We start from the raw sequence: 17,454 nt of genomic DNA on the forward strand, positions 1-17,454 counted from the left end.
GCTCGCCGCCCATGCCCGTCTGGATCAACACCCCCGCCGCGCTGCAAGCGCATTTCGACACCCGGCCCGCGCGCATCGGGCTCGACACCGAGTTCATCCGCGAACGCACCTACTGGCCGCAGCTGGCCCTGGTGCAGATCGCGATCGAGCGCGCGGGCGAGGACGAGCCGACGATCCTACTGGTCGATCCGCTGCGCCCCGGCATGACCCAGGCGCTGGCGCCGATCCTGGCCGACACCGCCATCCTCAAGCTGGTGCACAGCCCGAGCGAGGACCTGGTCGCGTTCAAGCACGCCTGCGGCGTGGTGCCCAAGCCCTTGTTCGACACCCAGCAGGCCGCCGCGCTGGCCGGCATCGGCAGCGGCCTGGGCTACCAGAAGCTGGTCGAGCAGCTCACCGGCGTGGCCCTGCCCAAGGGCGAGACCCGCTCGGACTGGATGCGCCGGCCGCTGTCGCCGTCGCAGCTGGATTACGCCGCCGACGACGTGCGCCACCTGTTCGCCATGCACGACGCGCTCGACGGCCTGCTCGGCGGGCTCGGCCGGCGCGAGTGGCTGGCCGAAGACGCCGCCCGCACCGTCGTCAACGCCGAGAACGAAACCTCCGAGCGCTGGCCGCACCTGTCGCTGCGCAGCGCCCAGTTCCTCGATGCCGCCGCGCAGCGCCGCCTGCTGCGCCTGCTGCGCTGGCGCGACGTCTACGCCCGCGACAGCGACAAGCCGCGCAGCTGGATCCTCGACAACGAACTGGCCGTGGCCATCGCCCGCCAGGCGCCGGCCGACCGCGACGCGCTGCAGCGCCAGATCGAGAGCCACCCCAAGGCCCCGCGCAAGTTGGTCGAGGCGATCTGGACCGCGCTGTCCACGCCGCTGGCCGACGAAGACCAGGCCCCCGACGCCGGGGTCGCCGAGACCCGCGACAAGCAGCGCCTGCGCCAGCTGCAGGAGGCCGTGGCCGGCCGCAGCGCCGACCTCGGCCTGCCCGATGGCGTGCTGGCCTCGCGCCGCTGGCTGGAAGCCTTGCTCGATCACGGCGAGTGGCCCGAGGCCCTGTCGGGCTGGCGCCGCGCCGCGCTGGAGCCGGCACTGGCGCCGTTGCTGGCGGCCGCCGACGGCGCCGCCTGAGCCGCGACGCAGGCGCACGAATCCCGGCCCCGGCGCGAATTTTCGCCACGGGGCTAGCGCGTCCGCCGCAGGCCCGCTAAACTTGCCGCCTCAGATTCATGTGGGGCCATAGCTCAGCTGGGAGAGCGCGTCGTTCGCAATGACGAGGTCGGGAGTTCGATCCTCCCTGGCTCCACCACTCGATTCACGAAAAGGCCGACGAGCGATCGTCGGCCTTTTTGTTTGCGCGCGGCGAACCCGGCGCCAAGGCCCGGCCTCGCGCGCCGTCGCGTTCGCGCGAAGTCCGCGCGCGGCGAAACCCGGCCCGTCGAAAGCGCCCCGCGACACCGGCCGCGCAGCAGCCCGCGGATCGCACCCCGCCCCTAGCCGCCACGAGCACGGCCAGCCCGGCCCGGCCGCGCTAGACCGGTCCGCCCCTGCGCTATCATGCGCACCGCGGGCACACGGGGTGTGATCGCAAATCACTCTTTACCGACCTACGGAGCACCGCGCCGCGGCGCGCTCCCTCACGCATTAGGAAGGCGATGTCGTACAACGCCGAATCGGCCGGCCCCCTGCGTTCGGCCTCCCGCCTCAAGCTTCGCTCGGCGCTCCAGTTCGCGTTCTGCGCGGCCATCTTCGCCGCCAGCCTGGTCCCGGCCGTGCTCACGCTGCGCAAGCAGCCGCCGGATGTGGAGAAGGTGCAGGAGTTGCGCAAGCTGGCCGAGTTTCCCGGCGCCTGGGAAGGCGGCGCGCTCGCGGTGGACAAGAACTACGTCGCCGTCGACCGCTGGTTCAACGACAACCTCGCCTACCGCAGCCTGATGATCCGGCTGAAGAACCAGCTCGACTATTCGCTGTTCCGTTCCTCCAGCCGGGTCTACTTCGGCAAGCGCCGCGAAATCTACGGCCGCAACCTGCTCGACAACGAGTTGCCGGCGGCCGAGCGCCTGTTCGCCACCGACGAGGCGATCGAGAAGACCCGCAACGGCGTGGCCGCCTTCGACCAGCGCGCGCGCGACCAGGGCGTCACCGTGATCTGGATCGCGCCGCTGCAGCGCGCCCACTTCGACCAGAGCCGGCTGCCGTTCTTCGCCCCGCGCCTGCCGCAGCCCTCGCGCTTCTTCGAGTTCTACAGCCGGCTCAAGCAGACCCCGCAGCTGCAGTTCGTCGATCTCTACGCGCTGATGCGCGCCAACCAGTCCAAGTTCCCGCTGTTCTTCCGCCAGGACTTCCACTGGACCGACCTGAGCGCGCGGCTGGTGGCGATGGACGTGGTCGAACGCATCGCCAAGCTGGAAGGCTCGCCCAAGCAATGGGCGTATCCGCTGGCAGTCGAGGAAACGCCCTACGTCGGCAGCGACATGCGCTTCGCCGCGCTGCTGCACGCCAAGCCGCTGGTCGAGCCGGGGGTCAAGAAGGACTGGGCCGACCTGCACGTCTACACCGCGCGCAGCACCGCCGAGACCGGACTTGAATTCGACACCGACAACCTGCCGGGCAAGGGCCTGCTGCCCACCACCTGCCTGTTCGGCAACAGCTTCTCCGACGGCATGGTGCGGGTCGGCCTGGGCGATCACTTCGAGTCCTTCACCCGTTTCGACCGCAACGGCTCGGTGCTGCAGGCGCCGGAAACGGCCCGCGCGCGCGGCTGCAAGTACCTGATCATCCAGCTGCTCGACATCTCCCCGGCGTGGTCGGTGTTCGCTTCGTAACCCGCCCCCTCTTCCGTCTTCCAGCCGCCGAACGCCGATGGTCTTCTCGTCTCCCGCTTTCCTGTTCGTCTTCTTCCCGCTGTTCTTCGGCTTGTATTTCCTGTTGCCGCGCGCGCTGCGCAACGCCTGGATCCTGCTGTCGAGCGTGCTGTTCTACGCATTGGGCGCGGGCCCGTTCACGCTGCTGCCGCTGGGCCTGGTCGCCGCCAACTGGGCGTTGAGCCACGGCATCGAGCGGCTGCGCGATCGCCGCGTCGGCGCGCTGCCGGCCGACCGCCTGGCGCTGTGGCTGGGCGTGGCGATGAACCTGGTGCCGCTGCTGCTGTTCAAGTACCTGGTGTTCTTCGCCCAGATCGCCGCCGACTTCCTCGGCCCGGTGGCCGCGTTCGATCCGGCCAAGCTGGGCTGGATCCTGCCGCTGGGCATCTCGTTCTACAGCTTCCACTTCATTTCCTACCTGATCGACGTCTACCAGCGCCACATCCCGGCCGAGCGCAGCATCGCCAAGTTCGCGATCTACATCTTCCTGTTCCCGCACCTGGTCGCCGGGCCGATCGTGCGCTTCGCCGAGATCAAGTCGCAGCTGGGCATCGAGCGCCGCGGCCTGGTCGGCCGCGACGTGTACTGGGGCCTGCTGATCTTCATCGTCGGCCTGGCCAAGAAGATCCTGATCGCCGACCCGCTGGGCTCGGTGGTCGACGTGGTCCACTCCGGCGACCTGCACCTGTCGACCTATTCGGCGTGGCTGGCCGCGCTGTGCTACTCCTTCCAGATCTACTTCGACTTCTCCGGCTACACCGACATGGCGATCGGCATGGCGCGGATGATGGGCTTCCGCTTCCCGCAGAACTTCGACCGCCCCTACACCTCACACAGCGTGACCGAGTTCTGGCGGCGCTGGCACATGACCCTGTCGCGCTGGTTCCGCGACTACCTCTACATCCCGCTCGGCGGCAACCGCGGCAGCGCCCGGCGCACCTACTTCAACCTGCTGGTGATCTTCGTGCTGTGCGGCCTGTGGCACGGCGCGGCCTACACCTTCCTGGTCTGGGGCCTGGGCCACGGCCTGCTGCTGGTGCTGGAGCGCGCCAAGCTGCTGCGCCTGGAGAAGCTGCCGGCGGCGAACCTGTGGGTGTTCGCGCTGGTGACGCTGCTGTGGGTGCCGTTCCGCTCCAAGGACCTGGCCACCACCGGCAAGCTGCTCAAGGCCATGTTCGGGCTGGAGCCGTCGGTGCCGATGTGGGTGGAGGCCAACCGGATGCTGGCCAATCCCAAGATCCTGTTCCTGCTGGCCCTGGCCGCGCTGATCTGCCTGATCGGCCGCCCCACCTTTGACAAGCTGCGCAGCTTCAGCTTCAAGACGCCGGCGCTGATGCCGGTCTACTGCGCGGCGCTGTACTTCCTCGCCTGCATCTCGGTGGTGGAGAGCGGCTTCAACCCGTTCATCTACTTCCAGTTCTGAAGTCCGACGACGCCGCGGCCGCAGCTGCGGCCGCGCGCGTTGCGACAGCGCCGGCCCGGCCGGATCAATCCAGATTGAGCTGCCACGACACCCCGAACCGGTCCTGCACCCACGCAAAGCGCTGGCTGAAGCCGTAGTTGTCCAGCGGCATCAACACCTGGCCGCCGTCGGCGAGCGCCTGCGCCAGATGGTCGAGCTGCTCGCGCGATTCGCAGGTCACGAACAGGGAGCTCGACGGGGTGAAGTCGAAGGCGTGCTCGACCGGGCTGTCGCTGCACATCACGGTCAGGTCGCCGAGGGCGAAGCTGGCGACCATCACCGTGCCCTGCGGCCCCTGCTCGCCCGGGCCGTAGCGGCGCACTTCGAGGATGCGGCTGTCGGGGATCAGCGAGACGTACAGGTTCATCGCGGCCTCGCACTGGCCGGCGAACATCAGGAACGGGCAGACCTGGACGGGCATGGCGCGGCCTCGGCTTCGTCGCGACGCGCGGTCGCGGGCGCTTCGAGGGTAACGCGGCCGGTGCCGTCGCGTCGGCAGGCAAGTCGTATCGAAATGTGCGGACGAGGAACCCGGGGTTACGCCGGCCGGCCCGCTGCGACCCGATAGGTTCGCTCGCCGCCCGCCCGGCTCAGTCGTTGCCGCGTCCCTCGTCATCCGATCCTGGCTTGGCGCTGCCGCGTCGCCGCCACCGCTTCACGGCCGGGGCGAGCAAGGTCGCCGCGACGCTGAGGTCGAGCGCCCACGGCGCCCACCACCAGCCACGCCAGCCCGGCCAGGGCGCGATCAGCAATCCGATGCAACCCGCCAGCGCGCCGATCCAGGGAATCAAGGAGATGCTGCGGCGCCGGCCGGTGGCGACCATCGCCAGACCGGCGATATTGGTCAAGGCGCAAGCGGCGAAAAACAGCAGCAAGGCGACCGCGGCCACGGCCGGCAGCGCATCCACGAGCTCAAGCATCGCAGCGATGCGCCGGCGGTCCGGAGCCGAACGACGGTTTGGAAACGGCTGAAACGCTCATGCGACCTTCGTGTCGACGCACTCGCGCGATCATGCCGCGCAGACGCGGCCGCCGTCCATCCGGCGCGCGGTCCCGCGGCCGCCTCAGGACCGTGCGGCCAAGCGCCGCCGGTTGCGCGCGACCGTTCGCGCGACCGGCCGCAGCCCGCTGGCCAGCACCGCGTCGCCGGCGCGCATCGCCTCGCGCCACCAGCGCAGCGGATCGTCGCCGGCCGGGCCCAGCCAGGGTTGCGGACGCAGCCACCAGCCGGCCTGCCACTGCCACCACTGCGCCGACATCTGCCACCAGGCGTTGCCGAGCGCCAGCCATTTTTCGTCGACCATGCGCTGCACTTCGCGCAGGTCGCGCGCGCTCGGCGCAGACGACGCCGCGCGCGAGATCGCGCCGAGCCGGCTGGCGATCACCCACGGCGCGTGCTGGCCGATGGCGATCAGTTGCGATTGGGAACGCCGTGCGCTGCGCATATTGGTCTCCCGGTCCGGGCCGAGGTGGGGCCGGCTGGTTGGGTGCCGGCGCATCGCGAATGCGGGCGCCATTGCTGCGGGGCCATCTTGGCGCCGCCGGCGTTACCGGGACGTGTCGGGAGCGAGACGCGCGCGGGTCCGGCCGGCGCGGAAAAACGCGGGCGCGCGCGCATTGTCGCGACGGCCGTCGCTGCGCTGCGGCCGCCTGTCGCGCCCCGGTCACGCGGCCGACGCCGGCGTCGCCGATCCTGCGCGGGCGCGGCTACGCACCAACGCCGAGGTCGCCGCAGCCGGCGCCGACGGGCGCCGCACCCGGCCCGATCGCCGGCGCAGCGCGGCCCGCTCGCGTCCGACCCTGCAAGACGCACGCAGGCGTTAATGAGCGCGCCGACGGATCGCAGCGCGACCGCGGCGGGCGTCGCCGGCGACGGCGCGCCCTTCCCCATGTTGCGACAAGGAGTCCCATGAACCTCAAGCGTTTCGCCCTGTTCTGCGCGCTGGCCCTGGCCAGCCACGGCGCCCTCGCCTCCGGCTGGACCTCGCTCGGCCGGCTCAACGCGCCGACCGGGTTCCCGCAGGCCGGCAGCTGCGACCTGCGCGTAATCAACCACTACTGGAGCAGCAAGCCCATCGTCGTGCCGACCACGGTCAACCGCTACGGCCCGACCAACGTGCAATACGTGTTCGCGCTGGATCTGAGTTCGCTGCGCACCTTCACCAGCAACTCGGTGGCGTTGTCGCGGTTCAAGACCGCGGTGGACGCCTACAACGCTACCGCCGGCGCCAAGAGCCTCTACGCCACCCTCAGCGTCGGCGACTTCCCCGGCGTGAGCATCAACCTGTCCTACGCCGATGCGGCCGGCCTGGTCCAGGGCAGCGGCTGGGGCGTGGCGCCGTCGGAGCTGCAGTACTACGAGCTGCAGGAATCCTGCCCGCAGTAAGCGTTCGCGCCAACGACGCCGCGGGGCCGCACGGCGGCCCCGCGGCGTTGCGGCGCGCTGTGGGAGTCAGCGCAGCGGAATCGCGATCGGCCGCAACGGCGCCGCGTCGCCGCCGCGGATCTTCAGCGGCCCGCCGATGAAGGCGAACTCGTAGACGCGATCGCGCGAGAGTTCGTCCAGCGCGATCAACTCGATGATCGGCACGCCGTGCTGGGCCAGCAGGTAGGTGTGCAGCGGCACGTATTCGCCCTGCACTTCCGAGGGGAACGTCTCCAGGCTCAGGTTGTCGGCGCCGACCACCATCGCCCCGGCCTCCTCGACCAGGTAGCGCGCCGCATCGATGCCCAGGCCCGGCGGCTGGGCGATGTAGGCGTCGGGCCGCTCGAACAACTTCATCCGGCCGGTGCGGATCAGCACGATGTCGCCGCGCTGCAGTTGGGTCTTCTGCTTCGCCAGCGCCTCGCCCAGGTCCTGGCGGGTGATCCGGTATTGGTCGGGCAGCATGTCCACGCCCTTGGCCGCGGCGATGTCGAGCAACACTCCGCGCGCGATCAGCGGCGGGAATTTCTCGATCCCGGCCTTGCTCCAGCCGCGGTCGCCGAGGTGCTGGTCGGCTTGGAAACCGTTCCAGATCCGCCCGCCGATGCCGAAATGGTTGAGCGCGTCGATATGGGTGCCGGTGTGGCTGTACATCGAGAACGCGGTGCCGGTGTAGCTGGTGTGCGCGTTCATCGCCGCGCCGACCTGCATCGGGTCGTCTACCCGGGTGCCGCGCGGGGTGTGGGTCATCCAGAACTGGTAGTGCGGATCGCCGGCGGCCTGCCAGCTCGGCATGCCGATGAAGTACTCGGTGGCCAGGTCGTAGACCTTACCGCCGCGCAGGCGGCCGAGCACGGCGGCGCGCGATTGCTCGGTGATCAGATTGAGCCGGCCGATCTGGTCGTCGGCGCCCCAGGGGCTGCGGCCGACTTCGGCGGCGCAGGCCGGTGCCGGCGCGAGCGGGGACAAGGCCAGCGCCAGCGCGGCGGCGGCGAGGCGGCGGGGGACGTTCATCGGCAATCTCCATGCGTTCGCGCCGGGGCGGCGCGGATCGGGCGGCGCAGTCGCCGCGTGCAACCAGCATGGGCGCCGCGGCGCAGGCGAAACAGCCGCGCCGGGTGCAGGGACTGTTCGCTGGTGCTCAGCAATCCGCGGCCAGCGCGGCCGGCAGTTCGTCGCCGAGAAAATCGACGAAGGCGCGCACCTTGGCCGGCAACAGGCGGCCGGTGGCATAGACCGCATGCACGTGGCGCGGCGGCTGGCGATGGCGCGGCAACAGTTCGCGCAGGCGGCCGGCGGCGATCGCCGGCGCGGCCACGAACGCCGGCAGGCTGCCGACGCCGTGGCCGTCGACCAGCAGATCGCGCAGCAACAGGCTGTTGTTGGCCGCCACCCGCGGCGCCGGCAAGGTGAATTCGCGGGCGCCGTCGGCGCCCTGCAGCTGCCACGCGCGCGGCGACTGCGACAGGCTGTAGCCGAGCAGCGCGTGCCCGCACAGTTCCTGCGGCGTGCGCGGCTCGCCGCGGCGTTGCAGGTAGGACGGCGCCGCGCACAGCAGTTGTTCGACCTGGCCCAGCCGGCGCGCGACCAGGCTGGAGTCTTCCAGTTCCGAACGCAGCCGCACCGCCACGTCGAAGCCCTCGCCGACCAGGTCGACGACGCGGTCGTCCAGCGCCAGGTCCAGGCGCAGGTGCGCATGCGCGGCCAGGAACCGGCTCAGCAGCGGCGACAGCACGCACAGCCCGAACGACAGCGGCGCGTTGATCCGCAGCAGGCCGTCGACGCGCTCGGAGCCTTCGCGCATGCGCTGCTCCAGCGCGTCGATTTCGTCCAGCAGCCGGCAGCACTCGGCGTAGTACAGCCGGCCGCCGTCGGTCAGGCTCATGCGCCGGGTGGTTCGCTGCAGCAGCACCGTGCCCAGGCGCGCCTCCAGTTGCCGCACCTGCTTGCTCAGGCCGGCCGCCGACAGCGCCAGGTCGTCGGCGGCGCGGGCGAAGCTGCCCAGTTCGACCACCCGGCGGAAGCTGCGCATCAGTGCGAGGGAATCCATGCGGCGGCGGTCGTACGGTCAGGGCCGGCCATGATGCCGCCGCCGGGCCGATGCGGCCAGCCGGGCGGCGCGACGGCGTGCGTTACCGCCGGTTCGGCGGCGACGGCGCCGCGCTCACTCCACCCACTGCGCCGGGCTGCATTGCGCGTGATACAGCCGGCAACCGCTGAGCCCGCCGCGCCGGCAGATCGCCAGCCCCAGTTCGGTCGCGGCCTGCGCGCTCGCCGACACCGCCACGCTCGATCCCTTGTCGGCCGCGACCAAGGCCCCGCACTGGTCGGCGAAACTCAGCATCAACGCGCACTTGCGCCCGCCCTTGCGCTTGCACGCCGCCAGCGCCGCGCGTTCGGCCGCGGGCTTGCTGGACTCGCCGCTCGCCGTGCCCAGCCCGGCCGATTCGTCGAGCGCGAACGCGCCCCAGCGGCTTTCCCAGTGCGCGCCGCGCGCGGCGGGGCCGCAGCCTGTGGCGTTCGCCGACGCGCCGGCGCAGCCTTGCGCAGGCGCCGTCGCCGGAACCAGCAGCATCAACGCCGCTACGGCATAGCGGATTCGCTTCATCTTCGCCTCCCCGGCGGCGCCCCTGACCTCGCGCTCGCCGGCGTCGATCGCGCGACGCCGGACGAGGTTTCGCCAGGACGCTAGCACCGGGAAAATCGCCGCGACAAGCGCCGAATCGGGGGCTGCGGATTCGAAGATCAGTTAATACCAACGATCTCCACGCGACCGGCACTTCCAGGCAGGACGCGATGCACGCGCAGGCCACCGACGCGTTCGCATCGGCCTGCGCGGGAAGACGATTCGTCGCCGCGGCGACGCGCGCCGCCTTAGCCGGCGGCGCTCTCCAGCGCGCCGATCCGCACCCGCGCCGGCGCGACCGGTTCGACCGTCTCCAGCGCCAGCGCCGCCGGCATCGGTTCGGCGGCGAAGCGGTGCCGCTCCAGCCAGGCCTGGAACATCAGCACGTTCCACAGGTGGGTGTGCCACTTGCGCTCGCCGGCCTGGAACCCGGTCCACACCGCGCGGATCGCGCGCGGGTCGAAATGGCCTTCGCGGCGCAGCCGCGATTCGTCCAGCAGGCCCTCGGCCCACTCGCGCAGCGGCCCGCGCAGCCAGCGCGCGACCGGCGCGCCGAAACCGGTCTTGGGGCGGTAGATCAGCTTGTGCGGCAGATAGCGTTCGAGCAGGCGCTTGAGCACGTACTTCTGCTCGCCGCGATGGTGCTTGAGCGCGGTCGGCAGCGACCAGGCGAACTCGATCACGCTGCGGTCCAGCAGCGGCGAGCGCGTCTCCAGGCCGCAGGCGCTGCCGGCGCGGTCGATCTTGGTCAGGATGCCGTTGGGCAGGTCCATGCGGAAATCCAGGAACTGCACCCGGTCGGCGGCGTCGCCGACCGGCAGATAGGCCTGCGGATCGAAGAACGCCGTCGCCGGCTCGCGCGCGCCCGGCACCGCCGCGGCGGGATCGCGCCAGCGCGACACCCGCTGCAGGTAATGGTCCTCGACCGTCTGCGCGCGCAGTTCCGCCCACAGCGCGCCGAACCCGCCCAGGCGCGCGCGCTCGGCCGCGCCGCCGCCGCGCTGCGGCGCCAGCCGCCGCAGCGGCGCCGGCACCCGCTCGTTCCAGCGCGCATTGCGCACCGCGCGGCAATAGGCCGAATGGCCGAAGAACAGTTCGTCGCCGCCGTCGCCGGTCAGCGCCACCGGCGTGCGCCGCGCGACCAGTTCGCTGGCGATCAGGGTCGGCACCTGCGAGGAATCGGCGAACGGCTCGCACCACACCTGCGGCAGCCGGTCGATCGCTTCCAGCGCCTCGCGCCCGCCGACCCGGTGTTCGGTATGGCGGGTGCCCAGCGCGCGCGCGACCGCGCGCGCCCAGTCGCTCTCGTCGTGGCGGTCGTCGTCGAAGCCGATCGCGTAGCTGTCCACCGGCGTGGACGACTGCGCCTGCATCATCGCCGTCACCAGCGAGGAATCGGTGCCGCCGGACAGGAACGCGCCGACCGCGCACGGCGCGCGCATGCGCGCGGACACCGCCTGTTGCAGCAGGATTTCGAGCTGGTCCACGGCCTCGTCGGCGCCGATCTCGCCGCGCAGCTCGACCGCCTCGGTCATGCGCTGGCGCGCGCACCAGTAGGCCTGGGTGTCGTGCGCGGGCCGGTGCGCGCCGGCGCCGGCGCGCAGCGCCGGCGCGTTCATGCGCAGCACGCTGCCGGGCGCGAGCTTGAACACGCCGCGGTGGATCGAGAACGGCGCGGGAATGTAGTCGTAGCGCAGCAGCAGGCTCAGCGCATCGCGGTCGACCGGCGCGTCGAAGCCGGGATGGCGGTGCAGCGCCTTGAGTTCGGAGCCGTAGGCGAAGTCGCCGTCGATCCAGCCGTAGTACAGCGGCCGCTCGCCGACGCGGTCGCGGGCCAGCCACAGCTGGCGTTCCTGCCGGTCCCACAGGCTCAGCGCGAACGCGCCGTCGCAGCGGCTCAGCGCGCGGCGCAGGCCCCAGCGCACGATCGCGGCGAGCATCAGCTCGGCGTCGCCGGCCTGCGCGTCGACCGCGTCGAGCGCGACCAGTTCGCGGTGCAGCGCCTCGCGCGCGTACAGCGCGCCGTCCAGGCTCAGCAGGTAGCGGCCGTCGGCGCTGGCCAGCGGCTGGGCCAGGCCGTCGCGCTCGCGGCAATGGGCCAGGGCGACGCCGGCGGCGGAGTCGCACCACAGCGCATGCGCGCGCGGGCCGCGGTGATGCAGGGCGTGGATCATCGAGCGCATGCAGTAGCGCAGGCGCTCGTCCTCCCAATCCGGCTGCGCGCGCCAGAGCCCGGCCAGGCCGCTCACGCGGGCCTCCGGGCGGCGCGGCGGGCGCCGGGCGCGGACTGCTGGGCTGGCATGGGGCAGGACTCCGTCGTCGAAGGACGGGGCCATGCTGCGCGGGCGCGAGCGCGACGTCAGTTGCAGTATCTGGGTGCGCGCGTGACGGCGCTGGACGGTCGGTAACGAAGTGTTACCGGGGGAGCGGTTCTGGAGTCGAAAACCGGGATTCGCGGCGGGCAGCGTGGATGGCAACGCCCGCACGCGCGTTGGGTTGACAGAAAACGGCTGCGGAATCATGGACCTGCCCCGCTTCGTCGCCGGGCGTGCGGATGCGTCAGACGACCGCGACAACGCGCGACGGATCGATCCGGACAGCGCCGCTGCGCAGCGCTCGCCATGGGCCCGGCGAAGCGGCGGCGCCGAGCGTCGGCACCGCCTGCGCGCTCACTGCGCCGGCAGCTCGATCCGGAAACCCGCGCCGCCCAGCGGCGAATCGGCGACGCTGGCGTGGCCGCCGTGTTTTTCCGCGATCACCCGCACCAGCGCCAGCCCCAGGCCGAAGCCCTCCGGGTGCTTGCGCAACTGGGCGAACGGCTGGAACACGCGCTCGCGGTCGGCCTCGGGCACGCCTTCGCCGTCGTCGTCGACCTGCAGCGCGTAACCGTCGCCGGCGTGCGCCACGCTCACCGCCACGCGCGTGCGCGCATGGCGCAAGGCATTGGCGATGAGATTGCGCAAGGCCAGTTCCAGCGCCTCGCGGTTGGCCGGCAGGCAATCCACGCCGCCGCCGTCGAAGCTCAGCATCAACGGCGGCTCGGGCTCGAACACGTCGGCCAGGTCGGCCAGCAGCGCGGTCACCGGCACCGGCTCGCGTTCGATCCCGATCATGCGCCCGATCCGCGCATAGGCCACGCTGTGCGCGGCCAGATGTTCCAGGCGCTGGATGTCGGTCTCCAGGCCCTCGCGCAGGTGCGCGCGTTCCTCGTCTCCGCCGGCCTGCTCCAGCATCTCCAGGCCGAAGCGCATGCGCGCCAGCGGCGTGCGGATCTCGTGCGCCACCGCCTGGGCCAGGATGCGCTGGCTTTCCAGCACCTGCTGCACCTGCCCGGCCATGTGGTTGAGCGCGTGGCCCAGCGGGTTGACCAGTTGCGTGGTCACCTCCGGCGCGCGCGCGTCCAGCTCGCCCGCGCTCAGCGCCTCGGCGGTGGTGCGCAGGCGGCGCAGATCGCGCCAGAAGCGGTAGACCAGGAAATACAACGGCAGCGCGATGGCGAGGAAGTACATCGCCAGGATCACGATCGAATCGATCAGGTCCAGGTCACTCCACGGCACGCCCTGCACCATCACATCGTCGAAATCGCCCAGCGCGACGGCCTGGTCGGTGCCGGGCAGGCGCTGGTAGGTGTAGGCCTCGTCCTCGCTCTCCATCACCACGTCGCCGCGCTGCAGGCGCAGCCATTCGCGCTCGGTCAAGGTGTCGCGCAGTTCCGCCAGCGGCGCCACCCGCACCGGGTAGGCGAAGTGCTCGCTGAGCTCGCGCCCCAGCGCCGGCCAGTCCTCGCGCGGCGTGTCCAGGTAGCGCTGTTCGATCAGGTAATGGGTGCCGCGCAGCTGCGCCTCGCCGTAGGCGCGGCTGTTCTCGTCGGTGATGCACAGCCAGGCCGAGATGCCGCCGACCACGACCACCGCGTAGATCAGCACCACGATCAGGTAATAGCGCACGAACAGGCCGAAGTGGCCGTGCCGCGCCGGCGCCGGCCGCCGCGGCCACAAGCGCCGCGCCAGCGAGGCGGTCCAGGCCGCGGCGCTCATTCCCACGCGGCCCGGTTGAACAGGTAGCCCTTGCCGCGCACGGTCTTGATCCGCTCGGGCTCCTCGGCCAGGTCGCCGAGCTTGCGCCGCAAGCGTGAGATGCGCGCGTCGATGGAGCGGTCCAGGCCGTCGAACTGGATGCCGCGCAGCGCCTGCAGCAGGTCGTCGCGGCTGAGGATCTGGCCAGCGCGGCCGGCCAGCAGCACCAGCAGGTCGAACTCGGCCGTGGTCAGATCGATGCGGTTCTCGCGCAAGGTCGCCTCGCGGGTCTCGCAATCGATGCGCAGCTGGCCGAAGCGCAGCACCTTGCCGCCGTGGCGCGCGGCGTGGTCGCGGCGCAGGTGCGCGCGCAGCCGCGCCAGCAGCACGCGCGGTTCGATCGGCTTGCCGATGTAGTCGTCCGCGCCCAGCTCCAGCCCCAGCACCTGGTCGATGTCGTCGGTGCGCGCGGTGAGCATGCAGATCACCCCGGCATAGCGCGAACGCACCGCCCGGCAGATCTCGAAACCGTCCTGGCCGGGCAACGACACGTCCAGCAGCACCACCGCCGGTTGCAGTTCCAGGATCGCGGCGACCGCGCGCGCGCCGTCGGTTTCCAGGACGACGTCGTAGCCGTGCTTGCCCAGGTAATGGGCCACCAGCGAGCCGAGGCGTTCGTCGTCTTCGATGAGCAGGATGTCGGTCATAACCACGGAGCTGGGAGTCCGGGCGCGTCCGCGTCGCGGCCGCGCCTCGCGCCGCGGACCGGGGGCCGGACCGGGTCGGGTCCGGCGGGCCGGGACGTGCGCTAAGCGGTCAAGTATTGCCCGCCCGCCACCAGTTGACCCGCTCGCCGGCGCCGCCGCTTCAGCCGGAAGTCGGAGACCTGACTCGTTGCGCCCGCCTCGTTCAGGCTGGGCCCCGGGGCATTGGCCCGTGGCGACGCCGGAAACGAAAAACCCCGCTTTCGCGGGGTTTCGTTGCGCTTCGTCGCGTTGCGTCGAAGCTATGTAGTGGTGCCCAGGAGAGGACTCGAACCTCCACGGTTTTACCCGCTAGTACCTGAAACTAGTGCGTCTACCAATTCCGCCACCTGGGCCTTCCGCGTCGTTGCCGATGAACCGGCGCCGCTGCGAGGAGGCGTATGTTGCGTTGCGACGACTCGGCTGTCAACGGTTATTTGAAATTTTTTTACCGCCCGCCGCGCACGCCATCGCACCCCCGCACGGCCGTCGCGCAGCGCCCGCGCCGCTGCGCCGGCGCTCGCGGCGCAGCGGCGGCGGGCGCGGGCCTGGCCACCCGCGCACGCGTCACAACGCGATGTTGCCCTTGGCCACGATCGGCCCGGTCGGCACCCCGTGCGGCGCGCCGCCGGGCGGTTCCAGGGTGATCGCCAGGGTCGCGCCGGCGGCGAGCTTGGACAGCGCTTCGGGCGAGACCTTCAGCGAGTCGGCCCACTCGGTCGAGATCAGGCCCAGCGAACGCGGCGCCTCGCCCTTCGGGATCAGCCACAGCTCGGCGACGCGGCCCTGCGGATCTTCCGGCGTCGGCACGGCCATGGTCATGACCTTGGCGTGGCGCAGGTCGATCGAGGCCAGCCAGCCGGCGCTGCCGTCGTCGCGGGCCAGGCGGGTCACCGGGAACGCCGGCTGGTGCTCGATCACCTGCGGCGGCTTGTCGCCGGCCAGCGGCGGCGCGGCCGGGGCCGGCGCGCGGCCGTTCCACCACGCCACCAGCGCCAGCGCCGCGGCCGCGGCGGCGGCGCCGCGCCAGAAACCGGCGCTGTGCCACAACCCGCGCGGCCGCTCGCCCTGCACCGGCGACCAGCCCAGGCGCACGCGCAGGCGCGGCCACAGCTGCGCCGGCGCGGCCACCGGTTCGATCTCCTCGATCAGCGCGGCCAGGCGGCGCTGCCAGTCGGCGACCAAGCGGGCGAATGCGGGATCGGTCTGCTCCCGCAACTCCGCCAGCCGGCGCTCGCGTTCGTCCAGCACGCCCAGCACGTATTCCCCGGCCTGCACGTCGGCGCCGGGCGGTTCGCGGTCGATATCGTGTTCGCGGATGTCCATGGCTCAGCGCTCCAGGCAGGCGCGCAGCTGGATCAGGCCGCGCCGGATCCAGCTCTTGACGCTGCCCAGCGGCGAGCCGCTGCGCTGAGCCAGTTCCTCGTAGGTGCAGCCTTCGAAGAACGCGGTGCGGATCAGGTCGCGGCGGCGCGCGTCGAGTTCGTCCAGGCAGCGGCGCAGGCGCTCGCGTTCGTCCAGGCGCTCGGCCTGCGAAGCGGGCGTGGGCGCGGCGTCGGCGATCTCCTCCGACAGCTCCAGCGGCGCGCGCCGCAGCGCCGGCATCGCGCGCAGGCGGTCGATGGCCTTGTTGCGCGCGATCATCGCCAGCCACACCGCGGCGCTGGCGCGGCCGGCGTCGAACTGGCCGGCCTTGCGCCAGACCGTGGCGTAGACCTCCTGCAGCACGTCCTCGGCCTCGGCGCGCTCGGGCAGCAGGCGCAGGCACACGCCGAACAGGCGCGCGGAGGTGTCGCGGTAGAGCCGCTCGAACGCGGCGCGGTCGCCGCGCGCGACCGCGCCCAGCAATTGCGCGGCGGTATCGTCGCCGGCGCCGGGTATTCCGGACTGCGTGGCCGTGGATTCGGTCATCTGCGCCTCGGTGATGCGCGCCGCAGCGGCGCGCGAATGCGGGGATTCTAGCCAGCCTGCCGCCGGATTCGGCAAATCCGCACGACCGTCCGCCGCCGCGGCGGCCGCGCCGAGGCCGGCCGCGAACGGACCCGGACTGGGCAAAACGCGGCAGACGGCGGATGCAAGGGCCATGGCGGGATTCGGTGGCGGGCACGGCGGAGGCTGCAGATGGATACGGGCCGGCGCGGCCGGCGGATGCAGCGCCGCGGCCGCGCCCCGCGCGCGGCTTGAAGCGCGCGCGGCTGCGAGCTATGGTCCGGCCATACCCTTCGCGGGCGGCGCGCGTGCGCCGCCCGCTCTTGCTTTGGAGCCTGCAATGAACGAACGCCACCTGCCCCACCCCTCCGGCCTGCCGCCGCCGCTGATCGTCTCGCGCCTGGATTGCGAACGGCTGGAAGCATTGTTGGAAACCCCGCAGGCCGCCGGCCTGGACACCAGCGGCCTGCGCCGCGAGCTCGAACGCGCGCAACTGCGCGAACCGGCGCAGATGCCGGACGACGTGATCACCATGAATTCGGTGATCCGCTTCATCGACGAGGCCAGCGGCGAGGAGCACGAAGCCGCGCTGGTCTATCCGCGCGACGCCGACGGCAGCGCGGGACGCATCTCGATCCTGGCGCCGGTGGGTTCGGCCCTGCTCGGCTTGCGGGTAGGCGCGCGGATCGACTGGCCGCTGCCGGGCGGGCGCAACGCCTCGCTGCGGGTGTTGGGGCTGCGGTATCAGCCGGAAGCCTCGGGCGACCTGCACCGCTGAGGCGCGCTGGCGTTACGCCGGCCGCGCACATTGCGCGCCGGCCGATGCGGGGCGGCCCGCTGCAACGCCGCACACGACATCCCCGAACCCGTCATTGCGGCGAAGCCGGACTCCGTTCGGCTGTGGCTGTGGCTGTTGCCGCTGCTGTTGCTTTTAGCTTTCTCTCCACCTCGCCCGAGGATGCTGCTCCGCAGACCCGGAGGGCGCGCGCATGGATGCGCGCGTGCGCCGTAGGGGCAGGAAGCCCCTTACGGCGCATCCCCGCGCCCGGTGCTGGACTTGGTGGCTTGTGACTTTAGACAAGCGTTTTTCTTTGGTTACTTTCTTTTGGCGCGCTGCCAAAAGAAAGTAACTCGGCCGCTTGCGGACGAAAGCCCTTGATTGTCGCTTGTCGTCACTCGTTCGTTAACGACGGCAGCAGAGTTGCGTATCCGACTGTAGGAGCGGCGCAAGCCGCGACCGCGACAACGCAACTACGACGAAACCTTCGCGATCGCTGCGATGGCGCGGTCGCGGCTTGCGCCGCTCCTACAGGGGGCGTGCCGCGGGAAGGTCAACCTTTGTCGCGGTGGCGCGTGACGACAAGCAAACATCCAAAGCTTCCGTCCGCAAGCGGCC

At 71.6% G+C, this 17,454-nt stretch carries 16 protein-coding genes and 2 tRNA genes; 6 read left to right on the plus strand and 12 right to left on the minus strand.

Annotation, left to right across the window (positions count from 1 at the left end; translation table 11 throughout):
• Positions 1-11 precede the first annotated feature (11 nt).
• The 4 genes from rnd (at position 12) to BLV01_RS15930 (ending at position 4,280) form a co-directional block, all read left to right on the plus strand.
• Positions 12-1,124, plus strand: coding sequence for a ribonuclease D (gene rnd / locus BLV01_RS15915; RefSeq protein ID WP_091801771.1), 1,113 nt, complete (start codon positions 12-14; stop codon positions 1,122-1,124).
• Between the two features lie 102 nt (positions 1,125-1,226).
• Positions 1,227-1,302, plus strand: a tRNA-Ala gene (locus tag BLV01_RS15920).
• 346 nt (positions 1,303-1,648) lie between these two features.
• Positions 1,649-2,818, plus strand: a complete 1,170-nt coding sequence (locus BLV01_RS15925; RefSeq protein ID WP_091801716.1) for an alginate O-acetyltransferase AlgX-related protein — start codon at positions 1,649-1,651, stop codon at positions 2,816-2,818.
• A gap of 37 nt (positions 2,819-2,855) precedes the next feature.
• Positions 2,856-4,280: an MBOAT family O-acyltransferase gene (locus tag BLV01_RS15930; protein WP_091801719.1), complete on the plus strand. Its 1,425-nt coding sequence runs from the start codon at positions 2,856-2,858 to the stop codon at positions 4,278-4,280.
• Between the two features lie 64 nt (positions 4,281-4,344).
• On the opposite strand, the gene BLV01_RS15935 is transcribed toward BLV01_RS15930, so the two are convergent.
• The 3 genes from BLV01_RS15935 to BLV01_RS15945 all read right to left on the minus strand — a co-directional run bounded on the left by BLV01_RS15935 (position 4,345) and on the right by BLV01_RS15945 (position 5,764).
• Positions 4,345-4,740: a VOC family protein gene (locus BLV01_RS15935; protein ID WP_091801722.1), complete on the minus strand. Its 396-nt coding sequence runs from the start codon at positions 4,738-4,740 to the stop codon at positions 4,345-4,347.
• 169 nt (positions 4,741-4,909) lie between these two features.
• Entirely contained in the window at positions 4,910-5,239 is a 330-nt protein-coding gene (locus BLV01_RS15940; RefSeq protein ID WP_139178767.1) for a hypothetical protein, read from the minus strand.
• 144 nt (positions 5,240-5,383) lie between these two features.
• Positions 5,384-5,764, minus strand: coding sequence for a hypothetical protein (locus BLV01_RS15945; RefSeq protein WP_091801728.1), 381 nt, complete (start codon positions 5,762-5,764; stop codon positions 5,384-5,386).
• Between the two features lie 464 nt (positions 5,765-6,228).
• On the opposite strand from BLV01_RS15945, the gene BLV01_RS15950 reads away from it, so the two are divergent.
• Complete coding sequence (locus tag BLV01_RS15950) at positions 6,229-6,705, plus strand: hypothetical protein (protein ID WP_091801730.1); 477 nt, start codon at positions 6,229-6,231, stop codon at positions 6,703-6,705.
• A 66-nt stretch (positions 6,706-6,771) separates the two neighbouring features.
• On the opposite strand, the gene BLV01_RS15955 is transcribed toward BLV01_RS15950, so the two are convergent.
• From BLV01_RS15955 to BLV01_RS15995, 9 genes are all read right to left on the minus strand, one after another.
• Positions 6,772-7,758 carry a cyclase family protein gene (locus BLV01_RS15955; protein WP_091801733.1) on the minus strand — a complete coding sequence of 329 codons (987 nt, stop codon included), beginning with the start codon at positions 7,756-7,758 and terminating at the stop codon, positions 6,772-6,774.
• Positions 7,759-7,885: 127 nt separating this feature from the next.
• A complete protein-coding gene (locus BLV01_RS15960; protein WP_091801736.1) occupies positions 7,886-8,794 on the minus strand; it encodes a LysR family transcriptional regulator in 909 nt (302 codons plus the stop codon).
• Between the two features lie 114 nt (positions 8,795-8,908).
• On the minus strand, positions 8,909-9,352 hold the full coding sequence (locus tag BLV01_RS15965; RefSeq protein WP_091801739.1) for a DUF4189 domain-containing protein: 444 nt from the start codon (positions 9,350-9,352) through the stop codon (positions 8,909-8,911).
• A gap of 266 nt (positions 9,353-9,618) precedes the next feature.
• Positions 9,619-11,619 carry an asparagine synthase (glutamine-hydrolyzing) gene (asnB, locus tag BLV01_RS15970; RefSeq protein ID WP_091801743.1) on the minus strand — a complete coding sequence of 667 codons (2,001 nt, stop codon included), beginning with the start codon at positions 11,617-11,619 and terminating at the stop codon, positions 9,619-9,621.
• A gap of 420 nt (positions 11,620-12,039) precedes the next feature.
• Entirely contained in the window at positions 12,040-13,407 is a 1,368-nt protein-coding gene (locus BLV01_RS15975) for an ATP-binding protein (protein WP_091801746.1), read from the minus strand.
• Entirely contained in the window at positions 13,404-14,093 is a 690-nt protein-coding gene (locus BLV01_RS15980) for a winged helix-turn-helix domain-containing protein (protein WP_091801749.1), read from the minus strand. Before BLV01_RS15980 ends, BLV01_RS15975 begins: the two co-directional genes overlap by 4 nt.
• 307 nt (positions 14,094-14,400) lie before the next feature.
• Positions 14,401-14,485 (minus strand) — tRNA-Leu (locus BLV01_RS15985).
• Between the two features lie 211 nt (positions 14,486-14,696).
• Positions 14,697-15,455, minus strand: coding sequence for an anti-sigma factor (locus BLV01_RS15990; protein ID WP_091801752.1), 759 nt, complete (start codon positions 15,453-15,455; stop codon positions 14,697-14,699).
• Positions 15,456-15,458: 3 nt separating this feature from the next.
• On the minus strand, positions 15,459-16,040 hold the full coding sequence (locus BLV01_RS15995; protein WP_091801774.1) for a sigma-70 family RNA polymerase sigma factor: 582 nt from the start codon (positions 16,038-16,040) through the stop codon (positions 15,459-15,461).
• A 358-nt stretch (positions 16,041-16,398) separates the two neighbouring features.
• Here BLV01_RS15995 and rnk point away from each other — a divergent pair, with 358 nt between their 5' ends.
• Complete coding sequence (rnk, locus tag BLV01_RS16000; protein ID WP_091801753.1) at positions 16,399-16,836, plus strand: nucleoside diphosphate kinase regulator; 438 nt, start codon at positions 16,399-16,401, stop codon at positions 16,834-16,836.
• Positions 16,837-17,454 lie beyond the last annotated feature (618 nt).

It is taken from the genome of Lysobacter sp. yr284, assembly GCF_900107375.1.
Lineage (GTDB): Bacteria > Pseudomonadota > Gammaproteobacteria > Xanthomonadales > Xanthomonadaceae > Lysobacter.

What these genes read in the sequence shown, in the direction of transcription:
- BLV01_RS15925 (WP_091801716.1), top strand. Translation starts at nt 1,649, where the DNA reads ATGTCGTACAACGCCGAATCGGCCGGCCCCCTGCGTTCGGCCTCCCGC.
- rnk (WP_091801753.1), top strand. Translation starts at nt 16,399, where the DNA reads ATGAACGAACGCCACCTGCCCCACCCCTCCGGCCTGCCGCCGCCGCTG.
- BLV01_RS15940 (WP_139178767.1), bottom strand. Translation starts at nt 5,239, where the DNA reads ATGCTTGAGCTCGTGGATGCGCTGCCGGCCGTGGCCGCGGTCGCCTTG.
- BLV01_RS15950 (WP_091801730.1), top strand. Translation starts at nt 6,229, where the DNA reads ATGAACCTCAAGCGTTTCGCCCTGTTCTGCGCGCTGGCCCTGGCCAGC.
- BLV01_RS15990 (WP_091801752.1), bottom strand. Translation starts at nt 15,455, where the DNA reads ATGGACATCCGCGAACACGATATCGACCGCGAACCGCCCGGCGCCGAC.
- rnd (WP_091801771.1), top strand. Translation starts at nt 12, where the DNA reads ATGCCCGTCTGGATCAACACCCCCGCCGCGCTGCAAGCGCATTTCGAC.
- BLV01_RS15945 (WP_091801728.1), bottom strand. Translation starts at nt 5,764, where the DNA reads ATGCGCAGCGCACGGCGTTCCCAATCGCAACTGATCGCCATCGGCCAG.
- BLV01_RS15980 (WP_091801749.1), bottom strand. Translation starts at nt 14,093, where the DNA reads ATGACCGACATCCTGCTCATCGAAGACGACGAACGCCTCGGCTCGCTG.
- BLV01_RS15960 (WP_091801736.1), bottom strand. Translation starts at nt 8,794, where the DNA reads ATGGATTCCCTCGCACTGATGCGCAGCTTCCGCCGGGTGGTCGAACTG.
- BLV01_RS15930 (WP_091801719.1), top strand. Translation starts at nt 2,856, where the DNA reads ATGGTCTTCTCGTCTCCCGCTTTCCTGTTCGTCTTCTTCCCGCTGTTC.
- BLV01_RS15955 (WP_091801733.1), bottom strand. Translation starts at nt 7,758, where the DNA reads ATGAACGTCCCCCGCCGCCTCGCCGCCGCCGCGCTGGCGCTGGCCTTG.
- BLV01_RS15975 (WP_091801746.1), bottom strand. Translation starts at nt 13,407, where the DNA reads ATGAGCGCCGCGGCCTGGACCGCCTCGCTGGCGCGGCGCTTGTGGCCG.
- BLV01_RS15965 (WP_091801739.1), bottom strand. Translation starts at nt 9,352, where the DNA reads ATGAAGCGAATCCGCTATGCCGTAGCGGCGTTGATGCTGCTGGTTCCG.
- BLV01_RS15935 (WP_091801722.1), bottom strand. Translation starts at nt 4,740, where the DNA reads ATGCCCGTCCAGGTCTGCCCGTTCCTGATGTTCGCCGGCCAGTGCGAG.
- BLV01_RS15995 (WP_091801774.1), bottom strand. Translation starts at nt 16,040, where the DNA reads ATGACCGAATCCACGGCCACGCAGTCCGGAATACCCGGCGCCGGCGAC.